This is a genomic window from Microcoleus sp. MOSTC5, from assembly GCF_036701825.1.
Taxonomy (GTDB): domain Bacteria; phylum Cyanobacteriota; class Cyanobacteriia; order Cyanobacteriales; family Microcoleaceae; genus Microcoleus; species Microcoleus asticus.
Map to the genome: position 1 here is coordinate 18,303 of NZ_JAUBRK010000011.1, position 24,408 is coordinate 42,710.

General features: G+C 45.5%; 29 protein-coding genes. 17 read left to right on the top strand and 12 right to left on the bottom strand.

Going from position 1 to position 24,408, the window contains the following annotated elements; translation table 11 throughout:
- Positions 1-102 precede the first annotated feature (102 nt).
- From QUA54_RS07915 to QUA54_RS07930, 4 genes are all read left to right on the top strand, one after another.
- The gene (locus QUA54_RS07915; RefSeq protein WP_333414074.1) at positions 103-708 is read left to right on the top strand and encodes a pentapeptide repeat-containing protein; all 606 of its coding nucleotides are present in this window, start codon (positions 103-105) and stop codon (positions 706-708) included.
- Positions 709-785: 77 nt separating this feature from the next.
- The gene (locus QUA54_RS07920; RefSeq protein WP_333414075.1) at positions 786-1,943 is read left to right on the top strand and encodes a flagellar assembly protein H; all 1,158 of its coding nucleotides are present in this window, start codon (positions 786-788) and stop codon (positions 1,941-1,943) included.
- A gap of 69 nt (positions 1,944-2,012) precedes the next feature.
- Positions 2,013-3,767: a DUF3352 domain-containing protein gene (locus QUA54_RS07925; RefSeq protein ID WP_333414076.1), complete on the top strand. Its 1,755-nt coding sequence runs from the start codon at positions 2,013-2,015 to the stop codon at positions 3,765-3,767.
- A gap of 125 nt (positions 3,768-3,892) precedes the next feature.
- The gene (locus tag QUA54_RS07930; RefSeq protein ID WP_333414077.1) at positions 3,893-4,021 is read left to right on the top strand and encodes a hypothetical protein; all 129 of its coding nucleotides are present in this window, start codon (positions 3,893-3,895) and stop codon (positions 4,019-4,021) included.
- On the opposite strand, the gene mrdA is transcribed toward QUA54_RS07930, so the two are convergent.
- Positions 4,018-5,844 carry a penicillin-binding protein 2 gene (mrdA, locus tag QUA54_RS07935; RefSeq protein ID WP_333414078.1) on the bottom strand — a complete coding sequence of 609 codons (1,827 nt, stop codon included), beginning with the start codon at positions 5,842-5,844 and terminating at the stop codon, positions 4,018-4,020. The genes QUA54_RS07930 and mrdA overlap by 4 nt on opposite strands.
- 164 nt (positions 5,845-6,008) lie before the next feature.
- The gene (locus QUA54_RS07940) at positions 6,009-6,230 is read right to left on the bottom strand and encodes a hypothetical protein (RefSeq protein WP_333028921.1); all 222 of its coding nucleotides are present in this window, start codon (positions 6,228-6,230) and stop codon (positions 6,009-6,011) included.
- A gap of 167 nt (positions 6,231-6,397) precedes the next feature.
- Between QUA54_RS07940 and QUA54_RS07945 the strand changes: the two genes are divergently transcribed.
- The gene (locus QUA54_RS07945) at positions 6,398-6,880 is read left to right on the top strand and encodes a hypothetical protein (RefSeq protein ID WP_333414079.1); all 483 of its coding nucleotides are present in this window, start codon (positions 6,398-6,400) and stop codon (positions 6,878-6,880) included.
- A gap of 213 nt (positions 6,881-7,093) precedes the next feature.
- Positions 7,094-7,900: a serine O-acetyltransferase gene (gene cysE, locus QUA54_RS07950; RefSeq protein ID WP_333190695.1), complete on the top strand. Its 807-nt coding sequence runs from the start codon at positions 7,094-7,096 to the stop codon at positions 7,898-7,900.
- A gap of 98 nt (positions 7,901-7,998) precedes the next feature.
- Here cysE and QUA54_RS07955 read toward each other — a convergent pair whose 3' ends face one another.
- The gene (locus tag QUA54_RS07955; RefSeq protein ID WP_333414080.1) at positions 7,999-8,580 is read right to left on the bottom strand and encodes an Npun_F5749 family FMN-dependent PPOX-type flavoprotein; all 582 of its coding nucleotides are present in this window, start codon (positions 8,578-8,580) and stop codon (positions 7,999-8,001) included.
- A 199-nt stretch (positions 8,581-8,779) separates the two neighbouring features.
- Between QUA54_RS07955 and QUA54_RS07960 the strand changes: the two genes are divergently transcribed.
- Positions 8,780-9,898: a tocopherol cyclase family protein gene (locus QUA54_RS07960; RefSeq protein ID WP_333414081.1), complete on the top strand. Its 1,119-nt coding sequence runs from the start codon at positions 8,780-8,782 to the stop codon at positions 9,896-9,898.
- Between the two features lie 65 nt (positions 9,899-9,963).
- Complete coding sequence (locus tag QUA54_RS07965; RefSeq protein WP_333414082.1) at positions 9,964-10,446, top strand: plastocyanin/azurin family copper-binding protein; 483 nt, start codon at positions 9,964-9,966, stop codon at positions 10,444-10,446.
- A 7-nt stretch (positions 10,447-10,453) separates the two neighbouring features.
- Here QUA54_RS07965 and QUA54_RS07970 read toward each other — a convergent pair whose 3' ends face one another.
- The 4 genes from QUA54_RS07970 to QUA54_RS07985 form a co-directional block, all read right to left on the bottom strand.
- Positions 10,454-11,359, bottom strand: coding sequence for an MvdC/MvdD family ATP grasp protein (locus tag QUA54_RS07970; protein WP_333414083.1), 906 nt, complete (start codon positions 11,357-11,359; stop codon positions 10,454-10,456).
- Between the two features lie 204 nt (positions 11,360-11,563).
- On the bottom strand, positions 11,564-11,941 hold the full coding sequence (locus QUA54_RS07975) for a hypothetical protein (RefSeq protein WP_333414084.1): 378 nt from the start codon (positions 11,939-11,941) through the stop codon (positions 11,564-11,566).
- Positions 11,942-12,077: 136 nt separating this feature from the next.
- On the bottom strand, positions 12,078-12,371 hold the full coding sequence (clpS, locus tag QUA54_RS07980; protein WP_172185659.1) for an ATP-dependent Clp protease adapter ClpS: 294 nt from the start codon (positions 12,369-12,371) through the stop codon (positions 12,078-12,080).
- 231 nt (positions 12,372-12,602) lie between these two features.
- Positions 12,603-13,205, bottom strand: coding sequence for a superoxide dismutase (locus QUA54_RS07985; RefSeq protein WP_333414085.1), 603 nt, complete (start codon positions 13,203-13,205; stop codon positions 12,603-12,605).
- 502 nt (positions 13,206-13,707) lie between these two features.
- Here QUA54_RS07985 and QUA54_RS07990 point away from each other — a divergent pair.
- Entirely contained in the window at positions 13,708-14,247 is a 540-nt protein-coding gene (locus tag QUA54_RS07990; protein ID WP_333414086.1) for a phosphate-starvation-inducible PsiE family protein, read from the top strand.
- A gap of 381 nt (positions 14,248-14,628) precedes the next feature.
- Here the strand turns inward: QUA54_RS07990 and QUA54_RS07995 are convergent, their stop codons facing one another.
- Complete coding sequence (locus QUA54_RS07995) at positions 14,629-15,180, bottom strand: peroxiredoxin (protein ID WP_333190706.1); 552 nt, start codon at positions 15,178-15,180, stop codon at positions 14,629-14,631.
- A 120-nt stretch (positions 15,181-15,300) separates the two neighbouring features.
- On the opposite strand from QUA54_RS07995, the gene QUA54_RS08000 reads away from it, so the two are divergent.
- The gene (locus tag QUA54_RS08000; RefSeq protein WP_333414087.1) at positions 15,301-16,638 is read left to right on the top strand and encodes a peptidylprolyl isomerase; all 1,338 of its coding nucleotides are present in this window, start codon (positions 15,301-15,303) and stop codon (positions 16,636-16,638) included.
- Between the two features lie 134 nt (positions 16,639-16,772).
- Here the strand turns inward: QUA54_RS08000 and QUA54_RS08005 are convergent, their stop codons facing one another.
- Complete coding sequence (locus QUA54_RS08005; RefSeq protein WP_333414088.1) at positions 16,773-17,486, bottom strand: tetratricopeptide repeat protein; 714 nt, start codon at positions 17,484-17,486, stop codon at positions 16,773-16,775.
- 215 nt (positions 17,487-17,701) lie between these two features.
- Between QUA54_RS08005 and QUA54_RS08010 the strand changes: the two genes are divergently transcribed.
- From QUA54_RS08010 to QUA54_RS08035, 6 genes are all read left to right on the top strand, one after another.
- Entirely contained in the window at positions 17,702-17,878 is a 177-nt protein-coding gene (locus QUA54_RS08010) for a hypothetical protein (RefSeq protein WP_333414089.1), read from the top strand.
- A 198-nt stretch (positions 17,879-18,076) separates the two neighbouring features.
- Positions 18,077-18,793 (top strand): pentapeptide repeat-containing protein, encoded by a 717-nt coding sequence (locus tag QUA54_RS08015; protein ID WP_333414090.1) that lies wholly within the window; start codon positions 18,077-18,079, stop codon positions 18,791-18,793.
- Positions 18,794-19,286: 493 nt separating this feature from the next.
- On the top strand, positions 19,287-20,021 hold the full coding sequence (locus tag QUA54_RS08020; RefSeq protein WP_216670185.1) for a cytochrome c biogenesis protein CcdA: 735 nt from the start codon (positions 19,287-19,289) through the stop codon (positions 20,019-20,021).
- A 283-nt stretch (positions 20,022-20,304) separates the two neighbouring features.
- Positions 20,305-21,717, top strand: coding sequence for a cytochrome c biogenesis protein (locus QUA54_RS08025; protein ID WP_333198906.1), 1,413 nt, complete (start codon positions 20,305-20,307; stop codon positions 21,715-21,717).
- Positions 21,718-21,781: 64 nt separating this feature from the next.
- Positions 21,782-22,042 (top strand): DUF4258 domain-containing protein, encoded by a 261-nt coding sequence (locus tag QUA54_RS08030; RefSeq protein ID WP_333198903.1) that lies wholly within the window; start codon positions 21,782-21,784, stop codon positions 22,040-22,042.
- Positions 22,029-22,226, top strand: coding sequence for a DUF2283 domain-containing protein (locus QUA54_RS08035; RefSeq protein ID WP_333414091.1), 198 nt, complete (start codon positions 22,029-22,031; stop codon positions 22,224-22,226). The genes QUA54_RS08030 and QUA54_RS08035 overlap by 14 nt, the downstream gene beginning before the upstream one ends.
- Positions 22,227-22,263: 37 nt before the next feature.
- On the opposite strand, the gene queF is transcribed toward QUA54_RS08035, so the two are convergent.
- A complete protein-coding gene (queF, locus tag QUA54_RS08040) occupies positions 22,264-22,683 on the bottom strand; it encodes a preQ(1) synthase (RefSeq protein ID WP_333414092.1) in 420 nt (139 codons plus the stop codon).
- 145 nt (positions 22,684-22,828) lie between these two features.
- Between queF and QUA54_RS08045 the strand changes: the two genes are divergently transcribed.
- Entirely contained in the window at positions 22,829-23,425 is a 597-nt protein-coding gene (locus QUA54_RS08045; protein WP_172185637.1) for a hypothetical protein, read from the top strand.
- 84 nt (positions 23,426-23,509) lie between these two features.
- Here the strand turns inward: QUA54_RS08045 and speD are convergent, their stop codons facing one another.
- Both speD and QUA54_RS08055 read right to left on the bottom strand, forming a co-directional pair.
- On the bottom strand, positions 23,510-23,932 hold the full coding sequence (speD, locus tag QUA54_RS08050; RefSeq protein WP_006633984.1) for an adenosylmethionine decarboxylase: 423 nt from the start codon (positions 23,930-23,932) through the stop codon (positions 23,510-23,512).
- Between the two features lie 188 nt (positions 23,933-24,120).
- The gene (locus QUA54_RS08055; protein WP_333414093.1) at positions 24,121-24,393 is read right to left on the bottom strand and encodes a hypothetical protein; all 273 of its coding nucleotides are present in this window, start codon (positions 24,391-24,393) and stop codon (positions 24,121-24,123) included.
- Positions 24,394-24,408 lie beyond the last annotated feature (15 nt).

Consider the following 24,408-nt stretch of genomic DNA (forward strand, 5'->3'; position numbering starts at 1 on the left):
AATGCCCTGTGCTTGGTTAATCTAAAATCTATAATCTAAAATCTATAATCCTAGGTCTTTGGGTTGTGAATCTAAAATCTAAAATCTAAAATCTAAAATCGAATGACTTTACCTCGAAATCTCAATTTTGCTAACCAAAACTTGCGGAACCGTTCTTTTAAAGGGCTTGACTTATCTGGGGCGAATTTCAGCGGTTGCGACATTCGAGGCTGCAATTTCACCGGGGCGATTTTGAGGGGGGCAAATTTTCAGGGTGTCAGAACCGGACAAAGCCGCAGGCGGGTGAGAAATTTGATTGCTAGGGCTGGGGTAACTGCGGTGACAGTGACGACGGCTGGGGCTTTGACTGGACTGATAGCCGGGGCGGATGCGGGGGCTGTGGCGGTGGCCGGAACGGCTGCTACGGCGATTGCTGCGACTCGGGGCGAGGCTGGAATTGTGGCGGGGGCTGTGGCTGGGGCTGCTGCTGCGATCGGCGCTAGCGGTATTGTGACATTTTTTGGCGGAGATACTATCAGGGGAATTGTCTTATTTTTGGTTTCTGGGGTAATTCTTGGGTTAACTGCGATCGGCTTTTTTATCGCTGTTGAAGAAATAGAAAAATTGTCGGTAACGTCGTTTAGAAAAGCTGATTTAACTGATGCTGTATTCGATCCGGGGGCGGTTATAGATGCCGATTTTTCCGATGCGCGAGGAGTGCCGTGGTAGACAACCTGCTTCTAAAATCTAAAATCTAAAATCTAAAATCTAAAATCTAAAATCTAAAATATCCCATCTAAAATCGGATGACTAAGTTTCCCCACGATCAGTTTGCAAAAGAATACCTGCAAGAGTTATTGTCGCCTCTTGGAGAAGTAGAAACGAGCAAAAATGTCACTGCTGAAGTTAGAGAAATTGATGTTTGGTTTCAACCAACTTCTTTTGAGGGCGAATATGTCCAAAGTTTGGGTTTGTTAGGTAAAATGGCTGCAACGGCGGCGATAATTGAACCGTTTCGCAATCCTGTGACTGCTGAGGGAATTTTTAGCTGTGTCGTTAAGTTATTAAATAGTAGGGCAGAACAGGGGCGGCGGGCTAATCGACAAGATCAACGTTTTGAGGAAAGACAATTACCGATGTTATGGATTCTCACTCCTACTGCTTCGGAGGCTTTATTAAGCAGTTTTGGTTTTCGGACTCCTGAAGACTCTGAGGGCTGGGGGAGGGGAGTTTATTTTTTATCGGAGGTTTGGAGAGTTGGCTTAATCGCTATTCACCAGCTACCGAGGACTCCAGAGACTATGTGGTTGCGGATGTTGGGTAGGGGTCGGGTGCAGCAAGGGGCGATCGCGGAATTAACTGCATTCCCTCTTGATGCTTCACTCCGAGCTAATGCGCTACAATTACTTTACACCTTGCAAGCAAATTTGCAAGCGAATACACCAACTAATCCCACAATGGATGATGAAGATCAGGAGTTAGTTATGGCGATCGTACCCCTTTTTCAACAACATTTACAAGAAGCACGACTACAAGGTCTTGAACAAGGTCTTGAACGAGGTCTTGAACGAGGCATTGAACGAGGAAGAGAAGAAGGAAGAGAAGAAGGACAGCGGTTGATTTTAGAGAGTTTCTTGCAGGTCAGATTTGGGGAGTTAGACCCGCTAACTCTCACCTTTCTCCGATCGGTATCGGCTCTACCTACTGCCGAGTTTACGATGTTGTTGGTGCAATTGTCTATGCTGCCGATCGCCCAAACGGATCGCCAACAAGTCCAAACTTTGCTAGCAGAAAGTGTTTTGAACAACCGTTTCAGTAAATCAGGACAATTAGAAGAACGCCCGGTTACTCTCATCCCCTATTTGCTCGGTTTATCCCCAGAAAACTTATCATTACTGTTGTCAGAATTGCCTCAATTATCCCTGGAAAAGCTGATAGCTAGATTGCCAGATCGATCGAATTAAAAACTAACAATGTGGCGAGCACCTCGGCTTTTGAAACAAGTCGGGGTTCTGGGTGTATAATCAGAGACTGTGGTAATTTGTCATTTGCCGATGAAGTTGCGATCGTTCTTTTCTTTCCTCATTGCGGGCGTCTTGGCACTCTTAGGCTTGAGTGCCGGCGGTTTTTACTGGCTGACAACTCACACTCCCCTGAATTTGCTCGCCGGCGGGCCGACAACTACTCCGGCTGCGGCTGTGTTTGTCTCGAAACAAGCACCTTTGTTAGCATCAATGCTGGTAAATCCCGATCGCCTCGAAGCATTGCGGCAAGTTTTTGCCAGTCCCGAAGAAAGAAGTCGATCGCACGCGGAATTTGAGCAAATCAAAAAAAGTTTCCTCGCCAGTACAGGCCTCGATTACAGTAGAGATATCCAACCTTGGATAGGTGACGAAATTACCCTCGCCGTCACAACGCCAGATTTAGATGGCGACAGCAGCAACGGCCAACAAACCGGGTTTTTGCTGGCGGTTTCCTCCCAAAAGGTCGATCGCAGCCAACAATTTCTCGACTCCTACTGGCGCCAACAATCTCGTGCCGATAAAACAGTGCAGTCGGAAATATATAAAGGCGTGAGAATTAATTATAAACAAGCACCAAGAGCCCAGAAAAAATCTGCTTCATTTTCGCCTTTTAACCCGTTTTCTCTGCCGACTTCAAAGTTGCCATCCAGCTTCGCAACAGCAGCCATCGGCGGTAATTTAAATTCTGGGAATAACGAAAGTTTTGTTTTATTTTCCAATAGCCCGATTGTGATTCGAGATGCAATTAATAACGTTGAATCAGCCAACCTAAATCTCAATAATACCCCAGAATATCAAAAAGCTTTGCAGCAGCTAACTCAAGGCAGAATCGCTTTAGCATTTGTCAATCTCCCGCAGTCAGCAGCCGAGCAAAATTCCCAAGTTTCTCTTAATTCTCTCGCAGTTGCTGTCGGAGTTAACCGACGGGGATTGCTGGCTCAAACTGCTTTAGTGACATCGCGAGAAAACACAGCTTCTCCAACACTCTCCGAACCTGTGCAAGCCTTGCAGTACATTCCCTCAGCCAGTCCTCTCGCGGTCGCCAGCACCGATTTAAGGAATTTTTGGGCTGATTTGTCATCGGCGGTGTCAGCTAACGCTGAAGTCTCAAATTTAGTCGATCGCACCCTGGCAGATATTCAGCAAGTTTGGGGCGTCAACCTGCCGCAGGATATATTTGACTGGGTACAAGGAGAATACGCTTTAGCAGTGCTTCCGAATTCGTCAAATAGTGCCGATTGGATTTTTGCCGCCGAAAACTCTGCTGATACCCAAAAGGCGATCGACAAACTCGATGAAATTGCCCGCAGCAAAGAATACAGCATCGGCAGCTTCACTCTCAGAAACCAGAAAATTACCGCTTGGACGCAGTTGACAACGAGCCAGAATTCGGGTAAAAAAAATAATAGAAAAAGTGCGATCGAAACCGAGGCAAAAGGAGTTCGAGCCACCGTCGGCAAATACGAAATTTTTACCACTTCAGTAGAAGCAATGGACGCAGCACTAGAAGCAGCCGAAACAGGCTCTTTAGTTGTCAATCAAGATTTTCAAACCAGCATTGAACCGCTACCGCCATCTAACGACGGCTATTTTTATTTAGACTGGCCATCCAGCAGGGCAATTTGGGAAAAACAAATCCCGCTGTTGAGGTTAATTGAACTTTCGGCAAGACCGTTGTTCGACCACTTGCGATCGCTCACTGTCACCAGTACGGGAGAAATAACAGGAATTCGCAAAGCTACAATATTTATGCGGCTGAATTAGTCATTAGTCAGAAGGAAGTTCGGCAACGGATTCTGTAACGGATGTAACGGATGTCAGGAAGAAAAAAGGAAGAAGGAAGAAAGAAGAAGGAAGTTCGGCAACGGATTCTGTAACGGATGTAACGGATGTCAGGAAGAAAAAAGGAAGAAAGAAGAAGGAAGAAAGAAGAAGGAAGAAGGAAGAAGGAAGAAGGAAGGAAGAACAAGAAACTACTCCCAATTCCCAATTCCCAATTCCCCATTCCCAATAACTAAGGACTAATAACTACTGGCTTCTTGACCTTTTTCGGTTGCCCAAAATAAGCTTGAAACACCTCTTTCGCGATCGGGGCCGCGGCAACAGAACCATAACCGCCATTTTCCACAACCACGGCGATCGCAATTTCCGGCTTGTCAGCAGGCCCGAAGGCCACATACAAAGAGTGATCCTCCTGTCCAATAACCTCCGAAGTCCCTGTTTTGCCCGCCGTCATCGGAATCGTACCGTCATTCATCCCCTGTCCAGTACCCTCGGCCACCACCGCGATCAGTCCCTCCTTAACCACCTGAATTGTTGAAGGTTTCATCCCCGTATATACCCGTTTAGTCTCCGCTTTGCCGGTCATAGAAGTCAAAAGATGAGGCTTCACCCGATAGCCGCCGTTAGCGATCGAACTCACCATCACCGCCGCCTCCAAAGGAGTCACCAACACCAACCCCTGACCGATCGACATCGTTACTGTATCACCGGCATACCAAGGTTCTTTATAAATTTTCTCCTTCTCCTCCGGCGTCGGGATTTGACCGTGATCCCCGCCACTCAGCCCCAAAAGCTTCAAATCGGTATCCTTACCAATTCCCAAGCGGTGTCCCCACTTAGAAATTTGCTCCGGCCCCGTACTCATCCCCACTTGATAAAAAAACGTATTGCTGCTGAAAGCCAAGGCCTCCCGAAAGCCTATGTAGCCGTAACCGCCGCTGTGTTCGTTAAAATCAATTCCCCCCACAGTAATGTAAGCCGAAGTGCTCAAAATTGAGTCCGGCGAAAACTTGCCCGACTCCATGCCCGCGACGGAAGTCACAATTTTAAAAGTGCTGCCGGGGGGATAGCCTTGCATGGCACGATTCAAAAATGAATTTTCCTGGTCTTGAAGAGTTGCCCAGTCATCCTTAGTGATTTTTCGCGTAAACAGATTGGGGTCAAAAGTCGGGTGGCTGGCCATAACTAATACCGCGCCGGTTTTCACGTCCAGGGCAACTACTGCCCCCCGGCGGTTCCCCAAGGCTTTTTCGGCTGCTTTTTGCATGGACAAGTCTATGGTTAGCTGCACCGCCTCGCCCGGTTTGGGCGGTGTCTCTCCCATCAGCCGCAATTCTTGATTTTGAGCATTTACCTCGATCAGCCGATCGCCCCAAACTCCCGCAATCTGCTTGTTAGAACTCGCTTCTATGCCCATCTGACCCACAATCATCCCCATCGGATATTCCGGGTGATCTTCCAAGTCTGCTGCGGTAGCTTCGCCAATATATCCGAGAACGTGAGCCGCCAAACTGCCTTCGGGATAGTAGCGGTTCGCTTCTGGCCGCACTTCCACTCCCCGCATTTGTCCCACCTGTTCTGCTAGCGGCACAAACACCTCTGGCGGCATCGCTTGCTTGATCCGCACCGGTCTGTAGGATAGAGGATCGACCTGTTTTAATTTTTGTAAAATTTCTTTTGCCGGAATTTTAACCAGCGGACTCAACTTTTCTGCTGTCGCTTTCCACTCTTCCGGCGTTTGTTCTTTCGGCCACAAATATACCGATCGAGCTAAATTGTTCGCCGCTAGCAGCTTGCCGTTGCGATCGACAATGTGTCCGCGATTCGCCGGCATTGGCACTAGGCGAACGCGATTGTTTTCGGCTCGTTCGCGGTTTTGCTTCCCTTGTACCAGTTGCAATTCCACCAGCCGACTAGCGTGCAGGCCAAGCAAACCGGTTGCCACCAGCATTAACACGATCGCCCGGTGTATCGGACGCTCCTGTTTTTTAGGAGTTTCCCCCAGGGTTTTGTCAGAAGAATGAAATCCTGAGATCGAATAAAATTGTCGTTGCATCATTCTATAGGTAGATGTCAAGTCCTAGATTTTAGATTCCTGATTGTCAATTGTGAAGTATACATCATCAGGCCGGGGAGGCTCGGGCCTCGATCGTTGGGGGAAGCGGAATCATTGATAATTAGTTTTTGACTAATAACTAATAACTCATGAATGCTAAATGCTGACTAATCCCCCAAGCACCAAGAAATAGCCAGCAAAATCAAGGTCAGGCTCAGCCAATTAGGGAAGTGGAGCCAGCCAGATAGACCCATAGGTAACAATACCAAAACCTGTGTCAATAGGGAACAGATCGCCAACACCAAGGCTAGGAGTATCAAAATAATCATCTTGACACCGTACAATTTCGGATATGAGTCGATCGCCTGTGGCAGAAATTGGAGTGGCACTCGGAGCGCGAGCGCACACGGATTGTTCTGATAGACATAAACAAGAGAAGCCAGGAGGTTTTGAATAAATTTAAAAAAAGTTATTTTTCCTCCAGAGTTATGGTTGTAGGGGCTGCGATGGGTAAATTCTGAGTTGTGATTTTAAGTTGTGAGCGAGGAATATTGCCATGTTGTTTAATCAGCGAGCCAATTTCAAAAACAGTGCAGTCTTGGCGGCGATCGCCGCGATCGCCGCCCTACCAGTTTTAGCAGAAACAGCCAATTTCGGCACTTTAACTTTATCGCGAGGTTTTGGAGCCCCAACAGCAGTTTTGAGAGGTTCCACAGGCGGATCGTACTCTCTATCTGCCATTGCCAACGCCGATCGGCACAAAAACAAATGTTTGGGTTTTGCCACCCCAACTCCCGACCACATCATCGTCTTGCAGCAAAACTTTTCAAAACTCGCAATCCAAGTCAACAGCGGAGGCAAGGACACAACCTTACTCGTACAAGGCCCCGGTAATGCGGTGCGCTGCGGAGACGATGCAGGCCAGAATAAAGATGCTGGCATTGTTGATTCTGAGTGGCAAGCAGGCTCTTACAGGATTTGGGTCGGTACTCTCGAAGCCGGAGTCAAGTCTAACTATACAATCTCAGTACAGGAATAGAACGCCGCGGCGCTGTGGGATGGAGACAATCAAATACGATCGAATTCTCCCCCAATCTGCCAATCTGCCAATCTCCCACTCCCCCAATCTCCCCCAATCTGCCAATCTGCCAATCTCCCACTCCCCAATCTCCCGATCGGTCTCTCACTTACGCCATCCAGTAAAATGTAAAATTGAAAGTGGCGTGTTTAACCAAAATTGGTAAATCCGAAAGTGCTAAAGACTCTTAGAGCTGACTTCAGTATAATTTTTGATCGCGACCCTGCCGCTCGCAACTGGTTGGAAGTTTTATTTTGTTACCCCGGTCTTCAGGCCCTAGTGCTGCACCGCCTCGCACATTGGCTTTACGTGCTGGGACTTCCCTTCATCCCCCGCTTTATTTCCCACATAGCTCGCTTTTTGACCGGAATTGAAATTCACCCAGGGGCAACGATCGGCAAAAGCGTATTCATCGACCACGGTATGGGGGTTGTGATCGGCGAAACAGCGATTATCGGCGATTTTGCCCTAATTTACCAAGGTGTAACGCTTGGGGGCACAGGCAAGGAAAGCGGCAAACGTCACCCTACCGTCGGCGAAAATGTAGTTGTCGGTGCCGGCGCCAAGGTACTCGGCAATCTGCTAATTGGCAACAACGTTCGCATCGGCGCCGGTTCCGTCGTGCTCCGGGACGTACCATCTGACTGTACGGTGGTAGGGATTCCCGGCCGCATCGTCTATCGATCGGGAGTTCGCGTCAATCCACTAGAACACGGCAGTTTGCCGGATTCGGAAGCTGTGGTAATTCGCTCTTTGCTCGATCGCATCGAGTCCCTCGAACAGCAAGTAAAAAGTTTGCTTCCTCAAGCATCTGTCTCCTTAACTTCTGTTCCCCATTCCCACAATTTCCACTCAGTATCAGAAGCTTTAAACCAATCCAGCAATGTAGCCTTAGCCGAAAAAACAGAGCTAGTTACAACCCCTAGCTGCAAGTTAAAAGATAAAGCAATTCAAGAATTTTTCGACGGCACCGGCATCTAAAAATAGTTTTGAGTGTTGAGTTTTTCATTGGGAATTTTTCAACTTAAAACTTTCCTACTGACAGCAGTCAACAGTCAACAGTCAACAGTCAACTGACTTCAAGGATTAACCGATCGCACAGACCAATTTCCCTCCCCGTCGCGCCGATAAAGCGATCGGTTCTGCGGTTCCCCCCGCAACTCCAACAAATCCACCGTTTCCGGTTCCAACAACAGCAAGCAAAAATTAGGCAGCGGCTCGATCGCATCTGGGGAAGCAGAATCAAAAGCACCAGCCTCCGCTTTGTCTTCCCCCGGATGCGGCCAAGCAAACTGATCTCGAGCAGCCTCAGAAAGCTCCTGCCAAGCTGTGCGGCGCGATGAGCACAACTCTGCCTCTGGATAATCTGCCCCTACTAAAACTAGCTTTCCAGCAATCCGAAATTGTTCGCGAGTTTTGGGGAAATACCAGCAAATTTCCCCCCAAGGATAGAGGTTAATTTCCTCAGCCTTTTCACTGCGAATATCTGTAATAAATTTCAACTGATTAGTCTCTCCTAAAAAGCCTCGAAACACCACAGTGCGGTTGGCCGGACGCCCGGTAGCGCGAACAGTTGCTAGTTGCAAGTAGCGAGCAAAAGCAAGACTGCGGTTGCGGTGGAGCGCGCGAGCTAAGGGCGATCGCCAAAGTGCTAAAGACATAATTAATAACCTATCATATTGGTAATGGGATTAGTCAGTAGTCAGCAGTCATTAGTCATTGGAAAAAAGGTAATTGGGAAAAAGGGAATTGCGAATTGGAGAAGGTGTGCACACCAGCACGCTACTAATGACTGCTAGCTAATAACTAATAACTAATGACTGCTGACTAATGACTCTTCTTGCTCCTATTGGTAATTTTATGTCAAATTCACTCTCACAACTCAAAACTATTGAAACTCCCCACAGCGGCTACCACTGGGACGGCAGTTCCCGGCGCTTTTTTGAAGGCTGGTACTATCGAATAACATTACCGATTCACGGACAATCTTTTGCATTCATGTATTCAATAGAAGACCCCAGAGGCGGTCAACCTTACAGTGGCGGTGCAGCTCAAATTCTCGGCCCAAAAGATAGCTATTTGTGCCGCACCTTCCCCGATGTAAATAAGTTTTGGGCGCACCGAGAAAGCTTGGGTTTCGGACATTGGGGCAAAACAGATTTACAAATTAAACCCGACTATTTAGAGCCGCAAGTATTCGACAGCAGCGTCGAAGAAGGCTATCAAGCTACTGCTACTTTGAATCAAGGTTATCTGCACGATCCGGGAAGCAGCACTCGCTGTTTTTGGCAGTACGAAATTCAACCTGTTTACGGCTGGGGAAACTCCGATGATCTCCAGAAATCTACGGCGGGAATGCTATCTTTTCTGCCCGTATTTGAACCGGGATGGCAAATTTTAATGGCTCACGGTTTAGCCACGGGCTGGATCGATTGGAACGGCCAACGCTACGAATTTAAAGATGCTCCCGCTTACAGCGAAAAAAACTGGGGCGGTGCTTTTCCGCAAAAGTGGTTTTGGATTAATTGCAATTGTTTTCAAGGCGAAAAGGATTTAGCTTTAACTGCTGGCGGCGGCAAGCGGGGCGTGCTGTGGTGGATGGAATCGGTGGCAATGATTTGTCTGCATTACCGAGGCAAATTTTACGAATTTGTGCCTTGGAATTCGCAAGTTAGTTGGAAGATTGAACCTTGGGGAAGCTGGAAAATGCAGGCTAGAAACAGCCAGTTTGAAGTTGAGTTAATTGGCACTACAAAGACTTCTGGTACTTATGTGCGAACTCCTACCGAAAAAGGCATGGCTTTTTGCTGCCGGGATACGACGCACGGGGAATTGCGCTTGCAACTTCGAGAATTGTTGGGGGGAAATGTTGAAAAAAATGGTAAGCAGCGTTCTAAAATTATCTTAGAGGCTCAAAGTTCTTTATCGGGTTTGGAAGTTGGGGGCGGGCCTTGGGATGAAGTTTGGCGATCGAATTAAGTCAGTAGTCATGAGTCATTAGTCCGTTAACAGTAGTCAGAACAGCCACGATCCATTTACTCGGTTTGCAATTAGGTAAATTTTACCGCAGCCAGCGGTTACAACCAGCTCTCAAGGTGATTTTGGGACTAATTTTATGTTTGGGAACAATCTTGGTGCCAGCGGCAATTGCTAGTGCTGCAGGTGATTTGTCTCGCCAACCTGTCACCGAAATTACTGTTAGTTTAGGTAACGAAGTGGGGGAACTTAAGTTTTTCCCCAATCTGCTAGAGTTTGAATCGGGCAAGCGCTATAAATTAGTGCTGAAAAATCCCAGTTTGCAGAAACATTATTTTACTGCTAAAAACTTTGCTGAGGCGAGTTGGACTCAAAAAGTTGAAGCTAGTAATGTGGAAATTAAAGGAAGTATTCACGAACAGGAACTTAAACCGGGCGCTATGGCAGAATGGGTGTTTGTTCCCATGAAATCGGGAAGTTACAACCTGCGGTGTACGGTAGCCGGACATACAGAGGCGGGGATGATTGGGAAAATTACGATCGCCTCTTAAGTCCCAGTTAATACATTAAGAGATTGACTAATTTTTGTGTAATCGGAAAACCAGTCTGACGCTCAAAGTGTATAAACATCGGACTAGGATTTGCCTCTAAAAATACATACTCACCCGTTGGCTTGACACGCCAATCAATAGCAGTCCACTCTAGCATAAATGCCTTTAATATTGCCAAACATTGTTTTTTAACTGATTCTGGCAAATCTATCGGAATTAGCTCTGCCTCTAAATCTTCTCGAAAATCCAAAGCTTGACTGCGAATTTCGGCAGAATAGACTGATTCACCAATCACATAACTGCGAATGTTTGTCCCAGGAATATACTCTTGTATTGTGACAGGAGAAATACTCAAAGCCAAGTCCAGGCGATTAGGTTCTAAATGCGTCTCTGTGACTAACTTGGTATGAGCGCCACCATAAACAGGCTTAAAAATTGCTTTTTCATAATTTTCGACAAATTCCCTAACTTGCTCTGGATTGTTACTGATTAAAGTTGCAGGAATTGTCACTCCTATTTGCTTTGCCTTGCTCAGTTGTAGGGGTTTTTCTTTATGAAATTGGTATGCCTGCCAAGAATTAATCCAGCGAGCCGGACAAGCTTGCACGAGCGATCGCACTGTACTCATGGAATCCTTCAATGCAACTTGCTGTTGATGTGCATCTTTTAACTGTGGAACGTAAACACCGGAGAAATTGCGCCAAAATACACTGTGAATATCTTGAAAATTCAACTGGCGACCTCCGGGTAGCGTCAAGCACCCTACCAGGGTATCAGGTTGCCAAGACAGACGTAACTGTCTTGGAAACAGATAGGTATCTACATAATCTACTTCTGCACCGGCTTGGGTGAGAGCATCTTTTATATGAGCAGCATGAGCATCTGAATCATTACCCAGAATTAAAATGTTCATGGGAAAATTGAAAATTAAAAATCTGCTAAAAAGCAAGTAAATAAATGAAAAGTCGCATCACTTGTTTTGAGAGTGTTGCAACTTTTTATGTATTAAAAAAAACTGTCGAATGAGGCTGAATCTTTGAAAGTCTCATTACAGAAACAATTTCAAGAGTTCAGGAATTAGGCAGAATCTCTTCTACAATTGTCGCCACGAATGAGATTACGAAGGAATAGGACCTCCACCCTCTTCACCGATAGCCATAGTGGTCATCGGAGGACCTCCACCCTCTTCACCCAGAGCCATAGTGGTCATCGGAGGGCTTCCACCCTCTTCACCCAGAGCCATAGTGGTCATCGGAGGGTCGAAAATAGGCGGGGGAGTAAATCCTACTCCTCCTCCTCCTTCATTTCCCGGACAGGGAGCTGAGATACACTGTATCGGATGACTCCCACCTTCTTCACCCATAGCTAGAGTCGTGAAAATGATTCCACCTATTCCACCTGCGATGGTGTCGATCAGTGCATCACTTAGGGTCTCTTCAAAACCAAAATTAATTGCTTCGAGTTGAGCAGCATCTAAATCAAAAGGATGATCCATAAAATTCTCCTAATTGAGTAAAAGATTATGCAGGTTTACATATAATCTAGCTCAGGAGAACCGAGTTATTTAACCCTTTTGGCAGGTTTCAAATTGAGTTAACGAAACTTAAACAAGCCTTCAACCCTACAAATTTTTATGTAGACTCTAGCGGAGCCATTGTCAGTCCAGCACGGCTCAATTGCATATGATAAAGTTCTGCTTGCTCTTGCGGGCCGACCCAGACAGTGGCCTGGCCTTCGTGGTGGATTTGGTTGGCGAGTTTCCAAGCTCGATCGCTCGTCATCCCTGGAATGTATTTCGTCAAACATTCCACAACGTGCTGAAATGTATTGAAATCGTCGTTGAGGACTATTACCCGATAGTTGGGATAAGGTTTGCGGGTAACTTGACTCGATCGAACGGGTGCTATGGTTGGTGAAGAGGTCATCGCGCGAACAGCCACTAAAACTACAAAATTTGTAAAACAGTTACCGAATACATTATAACACAATTTCAGAATTTTTTAACTACTACGAAGTAGTTCGATCGGCTTCGGCGTTTATTTTCACTGCTGCGCCCGTCAAACTCAAGTTAATACTCATCTCAAGAAAGACTTTAGTCCTCACTACGAACCTCTGAAGTTTGTAGTGAGGACTAAAGTCCTCAAACTCAGATGCTACTAAGCCGCAGCCAAATTTGCTGCTGCGAAATCCCAGTTAGCCAAATTATCCAAGAAATTAGTAATGTAGTCGGGACGGCGGTTTTGGAAATCCAAATAATAAGCGTGTTCCCACACATCCAAAGTCAGCAACGGAGTTTGACCGTGTGCTACCGGGGTGTCGGCGTTGGCAGTTTTGGTAACTTTCAAAGTACCGTTATCTAAAACCAGCCAAGCCCAGCCGCTACCGAACTGAGTTGTCGCAGCATTCTTAAATTCTTCTTTGAATTTGTCGAAGCTGCCGAAGTCGGCGTTGATTTTGTCAGCTAAAGCTCCTGTCGGAGTGCCGCCGCCACCTGGTGCAAGGGAATTCCAAAAGAAATTGTGGTTCCAAACTTGACCTGCATTGTTGAAAATGCCGGCTTTGGATGGGTCTTTAGCAGATTCCTTGACAATTTCTTCAAGGGATTTGCTCGCCATTTCCGTCCCTTCAATCAGTTTGTTGAGGTTGGTCACGTAAGCAGCGTGGTGCTTGTCGTGATGGAACGAAAACGTCTCGGCAGACATATGATCTGACTCTAGGGCGTCAGCGGCGAAGGGTAATGGTGCGAGTTCAAATGTCATTGTGTTCAATCCTCTCTGGATTACTTTTGGTTTTTCGGTTGACTTTCCGGCTTTTGTTTGATTAAAGCCGAGAGTCGCTAACTTGAGTTTATCAACCTGTGGTCAATAATTCTTTACAATTTTCATATTTTATAGCAGTTGCAGCATTTTAGGATTTTGACCTTCATCAGCCAGGGTACAAGCCCCCGGATTCATCCGTGAGGTCGCTTTCTTCAATTATCCCATTCTTCAATCTAAAATCTAAAATCTAAAATCTAAAATCGATTGACTTCTGCTTTTCACCAGTCAAATCTACTAATTGCAGATGTCGATTATCACAAACTTTGGCAAAATGTCAACCCGCCTGCGCGGTAAATAAAAGTTTATGGGAAAAGTTTATGGGAAATTGTCAACAGAGGGAATTTTTATAATAGTTATAAATAAATTAAACCTATTTTTTTTCAAAGATAAGCTAACTTTAACTTAAGCTGTAAACAAGTCAAACAGATTGCAGGAGTCGTCTATGCAAAACCGTTCAAATAACCAGATCAATTACCCCCCGCAATGGTTGAATCTGAAACTAATAGTCAGTGCTCTCGAAACAGTTCAAGATTTAATTGTAATTTCTTTGTGTATCGGTTTGTTCTGTTTCATGGTACTCGAACTGCGAGAAATGTTTTTCTCGCTGCTTCCTCCTTTGAATTTTAAGCAAGTGACTGCCGACATTCTATTTTTATTAGTTTTGGTAGAATTATTTCGGCTGCTAATTATTTACTTGCAAGAGCAGCGCGTTTCGATAGGGGTGGCTGTGGAAGTTTGTATAGTATCTGTTTTGCGAGAAGTCATCGTGCGGGGAGTGCTGGAAACTCCCTGGGTTCAAATATTATCAACAGGGGCTTTTTTGATAGTTTTGGGAGTGTTGTTGGTAGTCCGAGTTTGGTTGCCACCAACCTTCGAGGGAATTGACCCGGAACGCCGCCTTGCTAACAGAAATAGTAAAATTTACGAGCCGGAATCTGCTGCCGATCCTGTTGCAATCAATAGCCAGTTTAATTCTCATTGAGGATGGCGGGACAGGCGATTTTAGATTTTAGATTTTAGATTTTAGATTTACTCTTATATCGCTTGTCACGTTACCAGCTATCATTTCCCGTAAAACTGAGATGTTGCAGCATTGTGAACAACGGGCTCTGAGACCTGTTCCACAAAGAGTAGATTTTCTTGTGGGGAGTAGGGGTTGGCCAGGATAATCCACCCAAAAAAGGATTATTGAGAATGGTGCAAGATGTAAGTTCAAATCAACCTGATAACGTTTGCAGTGAAAACTAAAATACTCTGAAAATACAGAGGAATGTAGTCTTCACTACCAAGGCAAGGTTCATCAGTAATTCCCAATTATTCAAATCTAAAATCTAAAATCTAAAATCTAAAATCTAAAATGGTATTACCCGTTAGCCTGCAATTCCCCCAAACGGGCTAACACTTCTTTAGAATGAATCGCCGGATTAATCTTCACAAAAGTTTCCCGCAAAACGCCTTCAGGGTCAATAATAAAACTGTGTCGCGCCGAGATAAAACTCATCCAAGAACCGTAAGCTTTACTCACTTTACCATCCGTATCAGCTAACAGCGGAAACTTCAAACCTTCGGAATCGCAAAATTCCGCATGGGAATCGACATCATCCGCGCTAATACCGATAATTTGAGTATTCTTTGCCAAGTATTTCGGCAAATCTTGCTGAAATCTCCGCGCTTCGATCGTACATCCCGAGGTAAAGTCTTTAGGATAAAAATACACTACCAGCCACTTACCGCGAAAATCGGAGAGGGAGACTTGTCCGTCGCCGCTGTTTGTCGGCAAACTAAAATCCGGTGCGGCTTCATTCACCGCCGGAAGCTTTCCACCTAGGGCAAATGCAGGTGCGGCAAAATTGAAACTTAGAAAAACTAGACAAATTGCCAATAAAGTGCTAAAAAACTTGCGACGGGACATCATAAATGTTAGAAGTAGAACTGTACTTAAGACAAGTTTACAGTTTTCTGATTAAATGGGTAGGGGCAATTCGCGGATTGCTTCTAAAACCCAAAGATCACTCACTCAAATAGCAATTTACCCATGAGCGCTGCACTCCCGTTAACAGGCAAAGTTATAGTAGTCCAGGTAATTAACGGTCAACCCGTTACGATCGAAGTAGACGGCACTAATGCCCCGCTTACTGGAGGAAATTTTGTTGACTTAGTTGAACGCGGTATTTACGACGGGGTGATGTTTCACCGAGTTGTGCGTCAGCCAGATCCTTTTGTGGTGCAAGGAGGCGATCCGCGCAGCAGAGATACTTCAATTCCAGCGAGTCAATTGGGAACGGGTAGTTTTATTGACCCGGATACCAATCAGGCGCGTTTTATTCCTTTGGAAATTAAGCCGCAAGGGGCCGCGCAACCTGTTTACAACCAAGTTGTAACCCAGACGCCACAGTTGCAGCATACTCGCGGTGCTGTGGCAATGGCTCGTTCTAATGCTTTGAATTCGGCTTCTTCGCAGTTTTATTTTGCTTTGGATGATTTGCCATTTTTAAATGGCAATTATGCTGTTTTTGGCAACGTTATTCAAGGTTTTGAAACGGTGGATGCGGTGCAGCAGGGCGATCGCATTTCGACTGCAAAAGTCGTTCAAGGAATCGTCCCCAGTCGGGTTTCTAGCATCATTACCGATGTTGAGTTCCTAAACGATTCCATTAACATTACCAATTTGGCAAATCTGCCTTTGCGACCCCTCAGATTGACCAACACCCCGAACAACTATCAAGTCACTTCCCAAGACTATGAGCAAAATCCCGGCGGTGTAGTGGGAGGTAGCGCAAACGATCGCATCCTCGGTGAACCCACGGGTGATGGAATTAACGGCAGCCAAGGCAACGATACCCTCACGGGCGAAGAAGGCGACGACTTTCTCAGAGGTGGCAAAGGTAACGACTTAATTAGCGGCGGTGTTGACAACGATATTATCAACGGAAATCTCGGCGATGATAATCTCAATGGTGATGCTGGTGACGACTTTTTGCGAGGTGGCAGAGGAAACGATGTTTTAATCGGCGGCGATGGTAACGATATTTTACTTGGCGATATTGACAGCGATACTCTCACCGGCGGCGCAGGTGCAGATACTTTTGTTCTGACCACAGGCGAAAATCTGGCTTTAGATACGGCGAGCGATATAATTCTTGATTTTAGGCCGGGAGAGGGCGATCGCATTGGCTTAACCAGCAATTTATCCAACACCTCATTCACCCCATCTGGCAGCAACACACTCATTCAATTTGGAGGAGTTACTTTGGCTGTCGTTCAAAATGCCGCCCCTGCAGCAGTTCAAAACGCCGCCTTTGCAATTAACTTTTCTACTATTTCCCGTCCCGATGACTTGCCAGTCGGTGACGCCGCCTTGAGAATTGGCTAGCTTTAACAAGACTGACGCCATAATTATAGGTGTAGGGTGCTCTTCGGTGCACCTTACCTGATTATTAATAGCCCATTCCCAATTGCCAATACTTCAACTACGCGATCGTACAAGTTCCCAATTCCCAAATTTAACTAATACCATAGCTTTCTAATTTTAGAAACCGCATCTCGATAAGAATCCATTCTGCCCTGCTGCTTAAAAAGCCCTGCCGCCTTCTGAAAATCCTCAAATGCTCCCTGAACCTCTCTCAATTTATATCTAGTCACTCCTCGGTTGAAGTAAGCTTTAGCAAAATCGCGATCGAGGCGAATTGCTGACTCAAAGTCAGCTAGTGCTGCCAGGGAATTTTCCATTTGTAGGCGGATAGCACCTCGGTTAAAGTAAGCTTGGGTTAAATTGGGGTTGAGCAGCAGTGCTGAGTTGTAATCCGCGATCGCCTCAGTATAATCTTTTAAACGAGTCAGCATAAATCCGCGATTGGTGTAATAATTGGCTCGGTAAGGATTGAGTTCGATGGCTGTAGTTAAATCTTCGATCGCAGATTGCTTGTAGCCTAATTTATAGCGAACCAGACCGCGATAGCTGTAAGCGGAAGCGAATTGCGGATTAATGTTAATTGTGACAGTAAAATTTTTAATTGCACCGTGCAAGTCTTGTTGTTTGAGATTTTTTAAACCCTGAGTATAAAACTTTCTGGCAGTAACTTTTAAATTTACTTCTTGTCGGGAGTCAGCTTGCTCGCCCGAAAATACTTGACCTGCAATATTAGCTAATCCCAAAGATTCAATCGAATTTAAAATAGTTGTAACGACTAATTGGCTGGGGAGAATGGGGATAGTAGGCATGGCAGGATGGGTGTTCAACTGTATGCTTTCATTTTGCTCGATATTTCAGCTAGTGACAGTGATATGCGTGCTCTCAGAAACGTGATAAGTTTGATGAGATTTGGTGATGCTGGGGCATTCGCTTGTGTGATGAAAGTTGGGCTTAGTTAGTGATGGCGATCGCAAATAAGAAAAATTGCGTCTATAATCGGCTAAATATCAGGTTTTCAGGCTACATGGGCGGTTTCTTCCTTGCGATATTGAGAAATTCCTACCGAGATGGTTTTGACGTAGGCCCCTGCGGCATCGATCGCAACTGCCCGCCACAAGTATTACTTTGTAGAGATATTGCACTGGCAAATGCCGATCGAACTTGCGGCCATCTAAAACCCGGTTTTAGCGAAAAATCTTAGTTTGGCAGCGAGGCATCTGTGAAGCAACCGGGTTTTTAGCTCAAAGCCCGTATAAGACTACCGGAGTTAATTTTGTGGCTGCGCCAACGCCCGATTAACATTTAATTAATATTTTTGAGTAAGATTGGTGAGAAAAGTTGCCGATTGTTTGCTATGCTTTGAGTATACATCAAGAATCTATTGCGCAAATTAGTGTCAATGAAAAGAGTCCTGAAGTTGAAAAAAATCTTCGCTACCGTGTTGGCGATCGTCCTGTTCACTCTCTACTTAACTCCTCCTGTAATGGCCGCGAAGGCGGACGATTTGAGTCAGCTATTAAAAGATAATTGGTGCGTTAGCTTTCTGTGGAAGCAGTGCGATTTAAGCGCTGTCGATTTGCGGGGAGCTAATCTCCAAGAAGCCAATTTGAGTGGCGCTAATTTGTCCGGCGCCAATTTGTCCGGTGTCAATTTAAAAAATGCTGACCTTTCTGGCGCAGATCTCAGCGGCGCTAATTTAGCCAATGCTGATATTTTAGGCACGAATCTCAGCCGCTCAAATTTGACTGAAGCTAATTTCAACGGCACGAAATTGTGGGACGCAAATCTGACTTTGGCAAATCTGACTCGCGCCAATTTAAAAGAGGCTAATTTGTTAGATTCTCGACTTTGGGGAAGCAATCTTACGGAAGCTAATTTAACCGAGGCGACGCTGCACGGTGCTGACTTGCAATATGCTAATTTGGCTGACAGTAATTTGACAGGTGCTGACTTGCACAGTTTCTTTTTTCGAGGTTCCAAACAAGTCACAAACTTGAGCAATGCTAATTTAGAAGGCGCTATTTTAACTGGCGCAAATCTCAGAGGTGCGGTGCTGGCAGGGGCAATAATGCCAGACGGCTCTATTAATGAAGAAATTGGCTTTAATTTAAAGTAAAGTTAAATTAAAGTCTATATGAATTATTCTCAATAATAGAGTTTACAGCCTGTTTCCCAATCAATGAATTCTCAGATGCAATAGGCTACGCCCGTTGAAAACAGATTGTTGAAGATAGTGTCAATATATCAATTTAAATCGGGGTGCGATCGACTTTTCTACTTCCAACAAGTCAATCTCGCTAAAATTTTAAATCTTAAACCGAACCTGCGCGCATCTGTTACAATTTGAAATAGAGCCTGAACAGCACCGAGCCTGCCGAGGGATACAAGCCCCCGACTTAAGTCGTGAAGCTCTAAAAAATTAGATATTTAGTTTAAGCTCCCAGATTTCTCTGTAGAGTCAATCTAAAATCTAAAATTGACTGTGGAGATAAAAAAATTAGATATTTAGTTTAAACTCCCAGATGCCTCTGTGTAGTCAATCTAAAATCTAAAATCTAAAATCGACTGTGGAGTCAATCTAAAATCTAAAATCTAAAATCTAAAATCGACTGATGGAAATCCTGCAAACCCAACTTTACGAACTCGCACAATTTGCTAATAATTTAGTAAATACTCAACTGACACACCTCAGTTTAGTCAGCGTCGGAGTCATCTTTATGGCAGGGTTGCTAACGAGCTTAACGCCCTGTATGCTTTCAATGTTGCCGATTACGATCGGCTACATCGGCGGATACGAAGCAAAAAGCCGCCTGCAAGCTGCAGCCCAGTCTGCGTGGTTTTCCCTGGGATTGGCGACAACCCTTGCGGGTTTAGGTATTGTAGCATCATTTGCCGGACAAGTTTACGGCAAAATTGGCTTGGGTTTGCCGATTCTTGTCAGCATTATCGCTATTCTAATGGGACTGAATTTACTCGAAGCTTTACCCTTGCAAATGCCGTCTTTCGACGCTGTGGGGTGGGTGCCGAAAGATTTGCCTGCGGGCGTGCGATCGTACTTATTGGGCTTAACTTTTGGTTTAGTAGCGTCTCCCTGCAGCACTCCGGTTTTAGCTACACTCTTAGCTTGGGTTTCCAAAACGGGAGATACAGTTTTAGGTGGTGTGTTGCTGCTGTTTTACGCTGCTGGGTACGTAGCTCCGCTAATAATAGCAGGTACTTTTACTGCGAGTATTAAAAAGTTGTTAGAATTGCGTCGGTGGTCGAGTTGGATTACGCCTGTTAGCGGCGTTTTGCTAGTAGGATTTGGCGTTTTCTCCCTGCTTTCCCGGATACTTCCGGCGTAAGTTTCGTAGTAAGGACTGAAGTCCTTATTTAGAGATATAGCACTCACTACAGAATGCGTGAATTAAGTTTTTTTTAACGAACCGCGAAGACGCTAAGAACACGAAGGAAGAAAGAAATAAAAGAGAAATAATTCAAAATTGATTGATAATTGCTAGATAAAATAATAATAGTTTCTTCATTTTTTGTTTTTCCCACCTCTTTCTTCCTTCTTCCCTCTTCCTTCTTCCCTCTTCCTTCTTCCCTCTTCCCTCTTCCTTCTTCCTTCTTCCTCCATAATTACCAATGACATCAAAAGAAGTATTTCTATCAAAACTCTCAAACTGGGCGACTGCCCCTCAAAGGTTTTTCAAGCGAGAAATCTTGCCGGTGCTAGCAGATTTGCGGTTGGCAATTATCTTGCTGCTGACGATCGCATTTTTCAGCATTTCCGGCACTGTCATCGAACAAGGCCAATCAGTACCGTTTTACCAATCTAACTATCCAGAACATCCCGCTTTGTTCGGCTTCCTAACTTGGAAAGTTGTGCTAATTGCAGGACTAGACCACGTATACCGCACTTGGTGGTTTTTGTCAATCCTAATTTTGTTCGGCAGCAGCTTAACAGCTTGTACATTTACCCGACAATTTCCCGCATTAAAAGCCGCCCGCCGCTGGAAATTTTATGAAGAACCAAAGCAGTTTGAAAAATTAGCTCTCAGTGCGGAATTAGAAACAGTTGCTTTAAGTTCGTTAGAACCACTTTTGCAGCAAAAAAACTACCGCATATTTCGAGAAGGCGAAAAAGTTTATGCTCGCAAGGGAATAATTGGCAAAGTCGGCCCGATTATTGTTCACGCCAGTATGCTAATTATTTTAGCTGGGTCGATGTGGGGCGCAATGACGGGATTTCTCGGTCAAGAAATGGTTCCCAGCGGCGAAACATTTCAGGTGCAGAATATCCTGGATGCGGGGCCTTGGGCGGGGCCGCAAATACCGAAGGATTGGTCGATGCGAGTTAATCGGTTCTGGATAGATTACAGTCCCAGCGGTGCGATCGACCAATTTTACTCTGACCTGTCAGTTTTGGACAAAACAGGCCAAGAGGTCGATCGCAAAACCATTCACGTTAACGAGCCGCTCAGATACCGGGGAGTAACATTTTATCAAGCAGATTGGGCAATAGCCGCCGTGCGAGTTCGCCTCAACAAAAGCCCGGTTTTACAATTACCAATGGCTCAGTTAGATACTCAAGGTAAAGGCCGCATCTGGGGAGCTTGGATTCCGACAAAACCCGATTTGAGCGCAGGAGTTTCTCTGCTAGCAAAAGACTTGCAAGGCACAATGTTAGTGTACGGTACGGATGGCAAATTGTTAACTACAGTTCGCGCCGGCACAGCGGTAGAAGTTAACGGAGTCATGCTGACAATTGACGAAGTTGTAGGCAGTACGGGATTGCAAATTAAAGCCGATCCGGGCATTCCGATCGTTTATACCGGCTTCGGGTTGCTGATGCTCAGCGTGCTAATGAGCTATATGTCTCACTCGCAGATTTGGGCTTTGGAAAAAAACGGCAAACTATACGTCGGCGGGCGCACTAATCGCGCTCAGGTGACTTTTGAAAGAGAAGTTGTGGAGATTTTGGACAAGTTGGCCGAATCGAAACAAGAGGAAGAAAAGAGCGAAATAGCGCGGACTTCTCTAGCGAATCAAAACTAACCGTAGGGTGCGCTAGGCGCACCTTACACCAGGTGAAAAACGGATAATTAAACAAGAAATAAATGTGATAAAAAGGATTGAGTTCAGTCAACACGCCTTACTAAAAATAGAGATTCTAGAAAGTCGCGGGGTTACAATATCAACAGATTTGATTTCTGAAACTATCAGAACCCCTAGTAAGTTAGAAGCAAGTGGTGAAGGAAAGTTTATTTGTCAACAGAGATTGAATGGACTTGTCCTAAGAGTAGTTTACCAAGAATATGATGATAAAATTTTAGTAATTACTGCTTATCCTGGTAAGAGGTCAAGATATGAAAAAGATTAGATATAGCCCTGATGTAGATGCGATGCTGATCGAAATTTCCGATTGCCCGATCGCTTATGCCGAAGATGAAGGGAACATGATTCTGCACTATTCTAGCAGCGGAGAACTGGTGTTGATTGAAATATTAAATGTCAAACAATTTATGTCATTAGAATCTTTCTCCGATGAGATCCCTACCCGCTAAAGCAGTTCAAGCGGGCGGACACTCACAGGGACTGCACCTACTTGTGATGCGACACCTCAATCACGGTGTGCACGTTCCCGCGCGGCGAAAAATCTCCCTTAATCGTCGCTTCCAGCGGCGCGCAAGCGGCCACAAAATCGTCTAAAATTTGATTGATCGATTCTTCGTGAGAAATGTAGCGATCGCGATAACTGTTAACGTAGAGTTTCAGCGCCTTTAACTCTACCACCCGCTCGTCGGGCACGTAAGTAACGTGAATTGTCGCAAAATCTGGATACCCAGAAAACGGACATTTGCAAGTAAACTCCGGCAAAGTAATGTTGATCGAGTAGCGCCGCCCGACTCGCGGATTTGGGAAAGTAATTAACTCCCCTTCCAAAATCTGGCGTTCGCCGTATTTAATTTCCTCGGTGCTTGACTTTTGGGACATACTTTGTTCGGCTGCGTAGTTGTTCATAGCGATTGACTAATAACTTGTAACATTTAATTAAATTTACGATCGATATCTGTAACAAATATCTTGACGAATTGTGTTGCGATCGATCTAATTATAAATACTCTCAGGCTAAACTAAAACAAGTTCACCCTCGCCATCTACAATTATGCAAAATACTACCTTATCTGACAATACTTCCCCTGAAAACTCAAATAGTTACTCTCCATCCGTACCAATTTCCCTTTATCGAGAAGTCACGGCAGAGCTGCAAGCCGCCCAAGCGATGCTCGACTCCCTCAAAACCCACAACCAGCAATTAGTCCAACAAAATCAACAACTGCGGCGAGAAGTAGAAACAGTAGTTCAAGTATCCCAACAGCTACAGCAAGTAGTCAACTCGGCTCAGAGCCTCACGCAGACAGGGATGCCTCAAATGCCCCCTGTCAAATTCAATTTCAGCGTTGAACCTGCACCCCTAGCACCTGCCACCTCGCAGACTAACTCTGCCATACCTCAACCACCTCAGACAGTAGCCTTCCCTTTTCCCCTACCGGAAGCGCAGCCAACAGCCGCCTCAATGCCGCAGCCACTTCCAGAAAAATTATTTGCAGAAGTGCCGGAAACTCCTTACCGCGTGCGCTCTCAATCCAAAAAAGCCTCAGACTTAAGCGGATTGTGGTTGGCCATCGCAATTTTTCTGATTGTCATTGCAGCTTTCGGCGCAGGTTATTTAGTTGTCCGCCCTTTATTAATGAAAAAGTAAATTCCAACAAGAATCCCACGGTTCGATCCGTGGGATTTTAAACAAAACCTAGCATAAAATGTTCAAAGTTACGCTAATTGGCCATCATCCTCTGGCGGCACTCGTTTCTACTGAACGAGGCGCATACTGCTCTTCACAAGCAGAACCTACGATGCCCACTCCTGGCTCGAAACCGCGCGTGAACTCAGTGAGTTTTACCTGTTTAGCTTCCAAAGCTGTCTGTAGCACCTTCATGGCTCGGTGAGGGTCGCCGGCCCCGCAGAAAAATAAGTCTGCAGCAAAATAACCGTGTTCAGGCCAAGTATGGATTGCTATATGAGACTCTGCCAAAGTAGCAGTAGCTGTCACTCCGTGAGGACTAAACTGGTGTACGCACAAATCGATGAGAGTAGCTCCTCCGGCTTCGATCGCATCGAGTATGGCGCGGCGGATACGTTCAGGATCGTTGAGCAGGTCTCCAGGAGACTGCCAAGCATCAGCGACCAGATGGGTTCCCAATTGTTTCATTCTGCGGGGTTTTACCTCTAACTCATAATGTCTCAAACCTTTTTACATTAGCACCATGTCCAAAATTTTGCAAGTATGTTTCACAAAGAAAGATGAAGATTAGTAGAAGTACCCATCATCAACCGCTGGCGGTATGGTGGGGCAGAGCTGTCTCACAGGCAGAGGTCACTAATGGAAGAAATGTTATTTTAGCGCTGCATTGTCCTTCTCAAACAAGCTTCTTTGATTAATAGCGATCTCTTGTTTTCGTTGGCGGCGAAAAAACCAAAGCTCGATCGTTCTGGCTGTGGCCGAATTGATATGATATCGAAAGGCCAAAGATGGACGGCTATGCTCTCATGCGTAAAATTCGCCAGCTCGTAGACGATCGCCCGGCGGGCAGATTCCAGCGCTCGCTCTGGCAGCCTATGCTGTAAAAGTTGACCAGCAACAGGCCATCCCCGCTGGGTTTCTGGCGTCATCTAGCTAAACCCGCC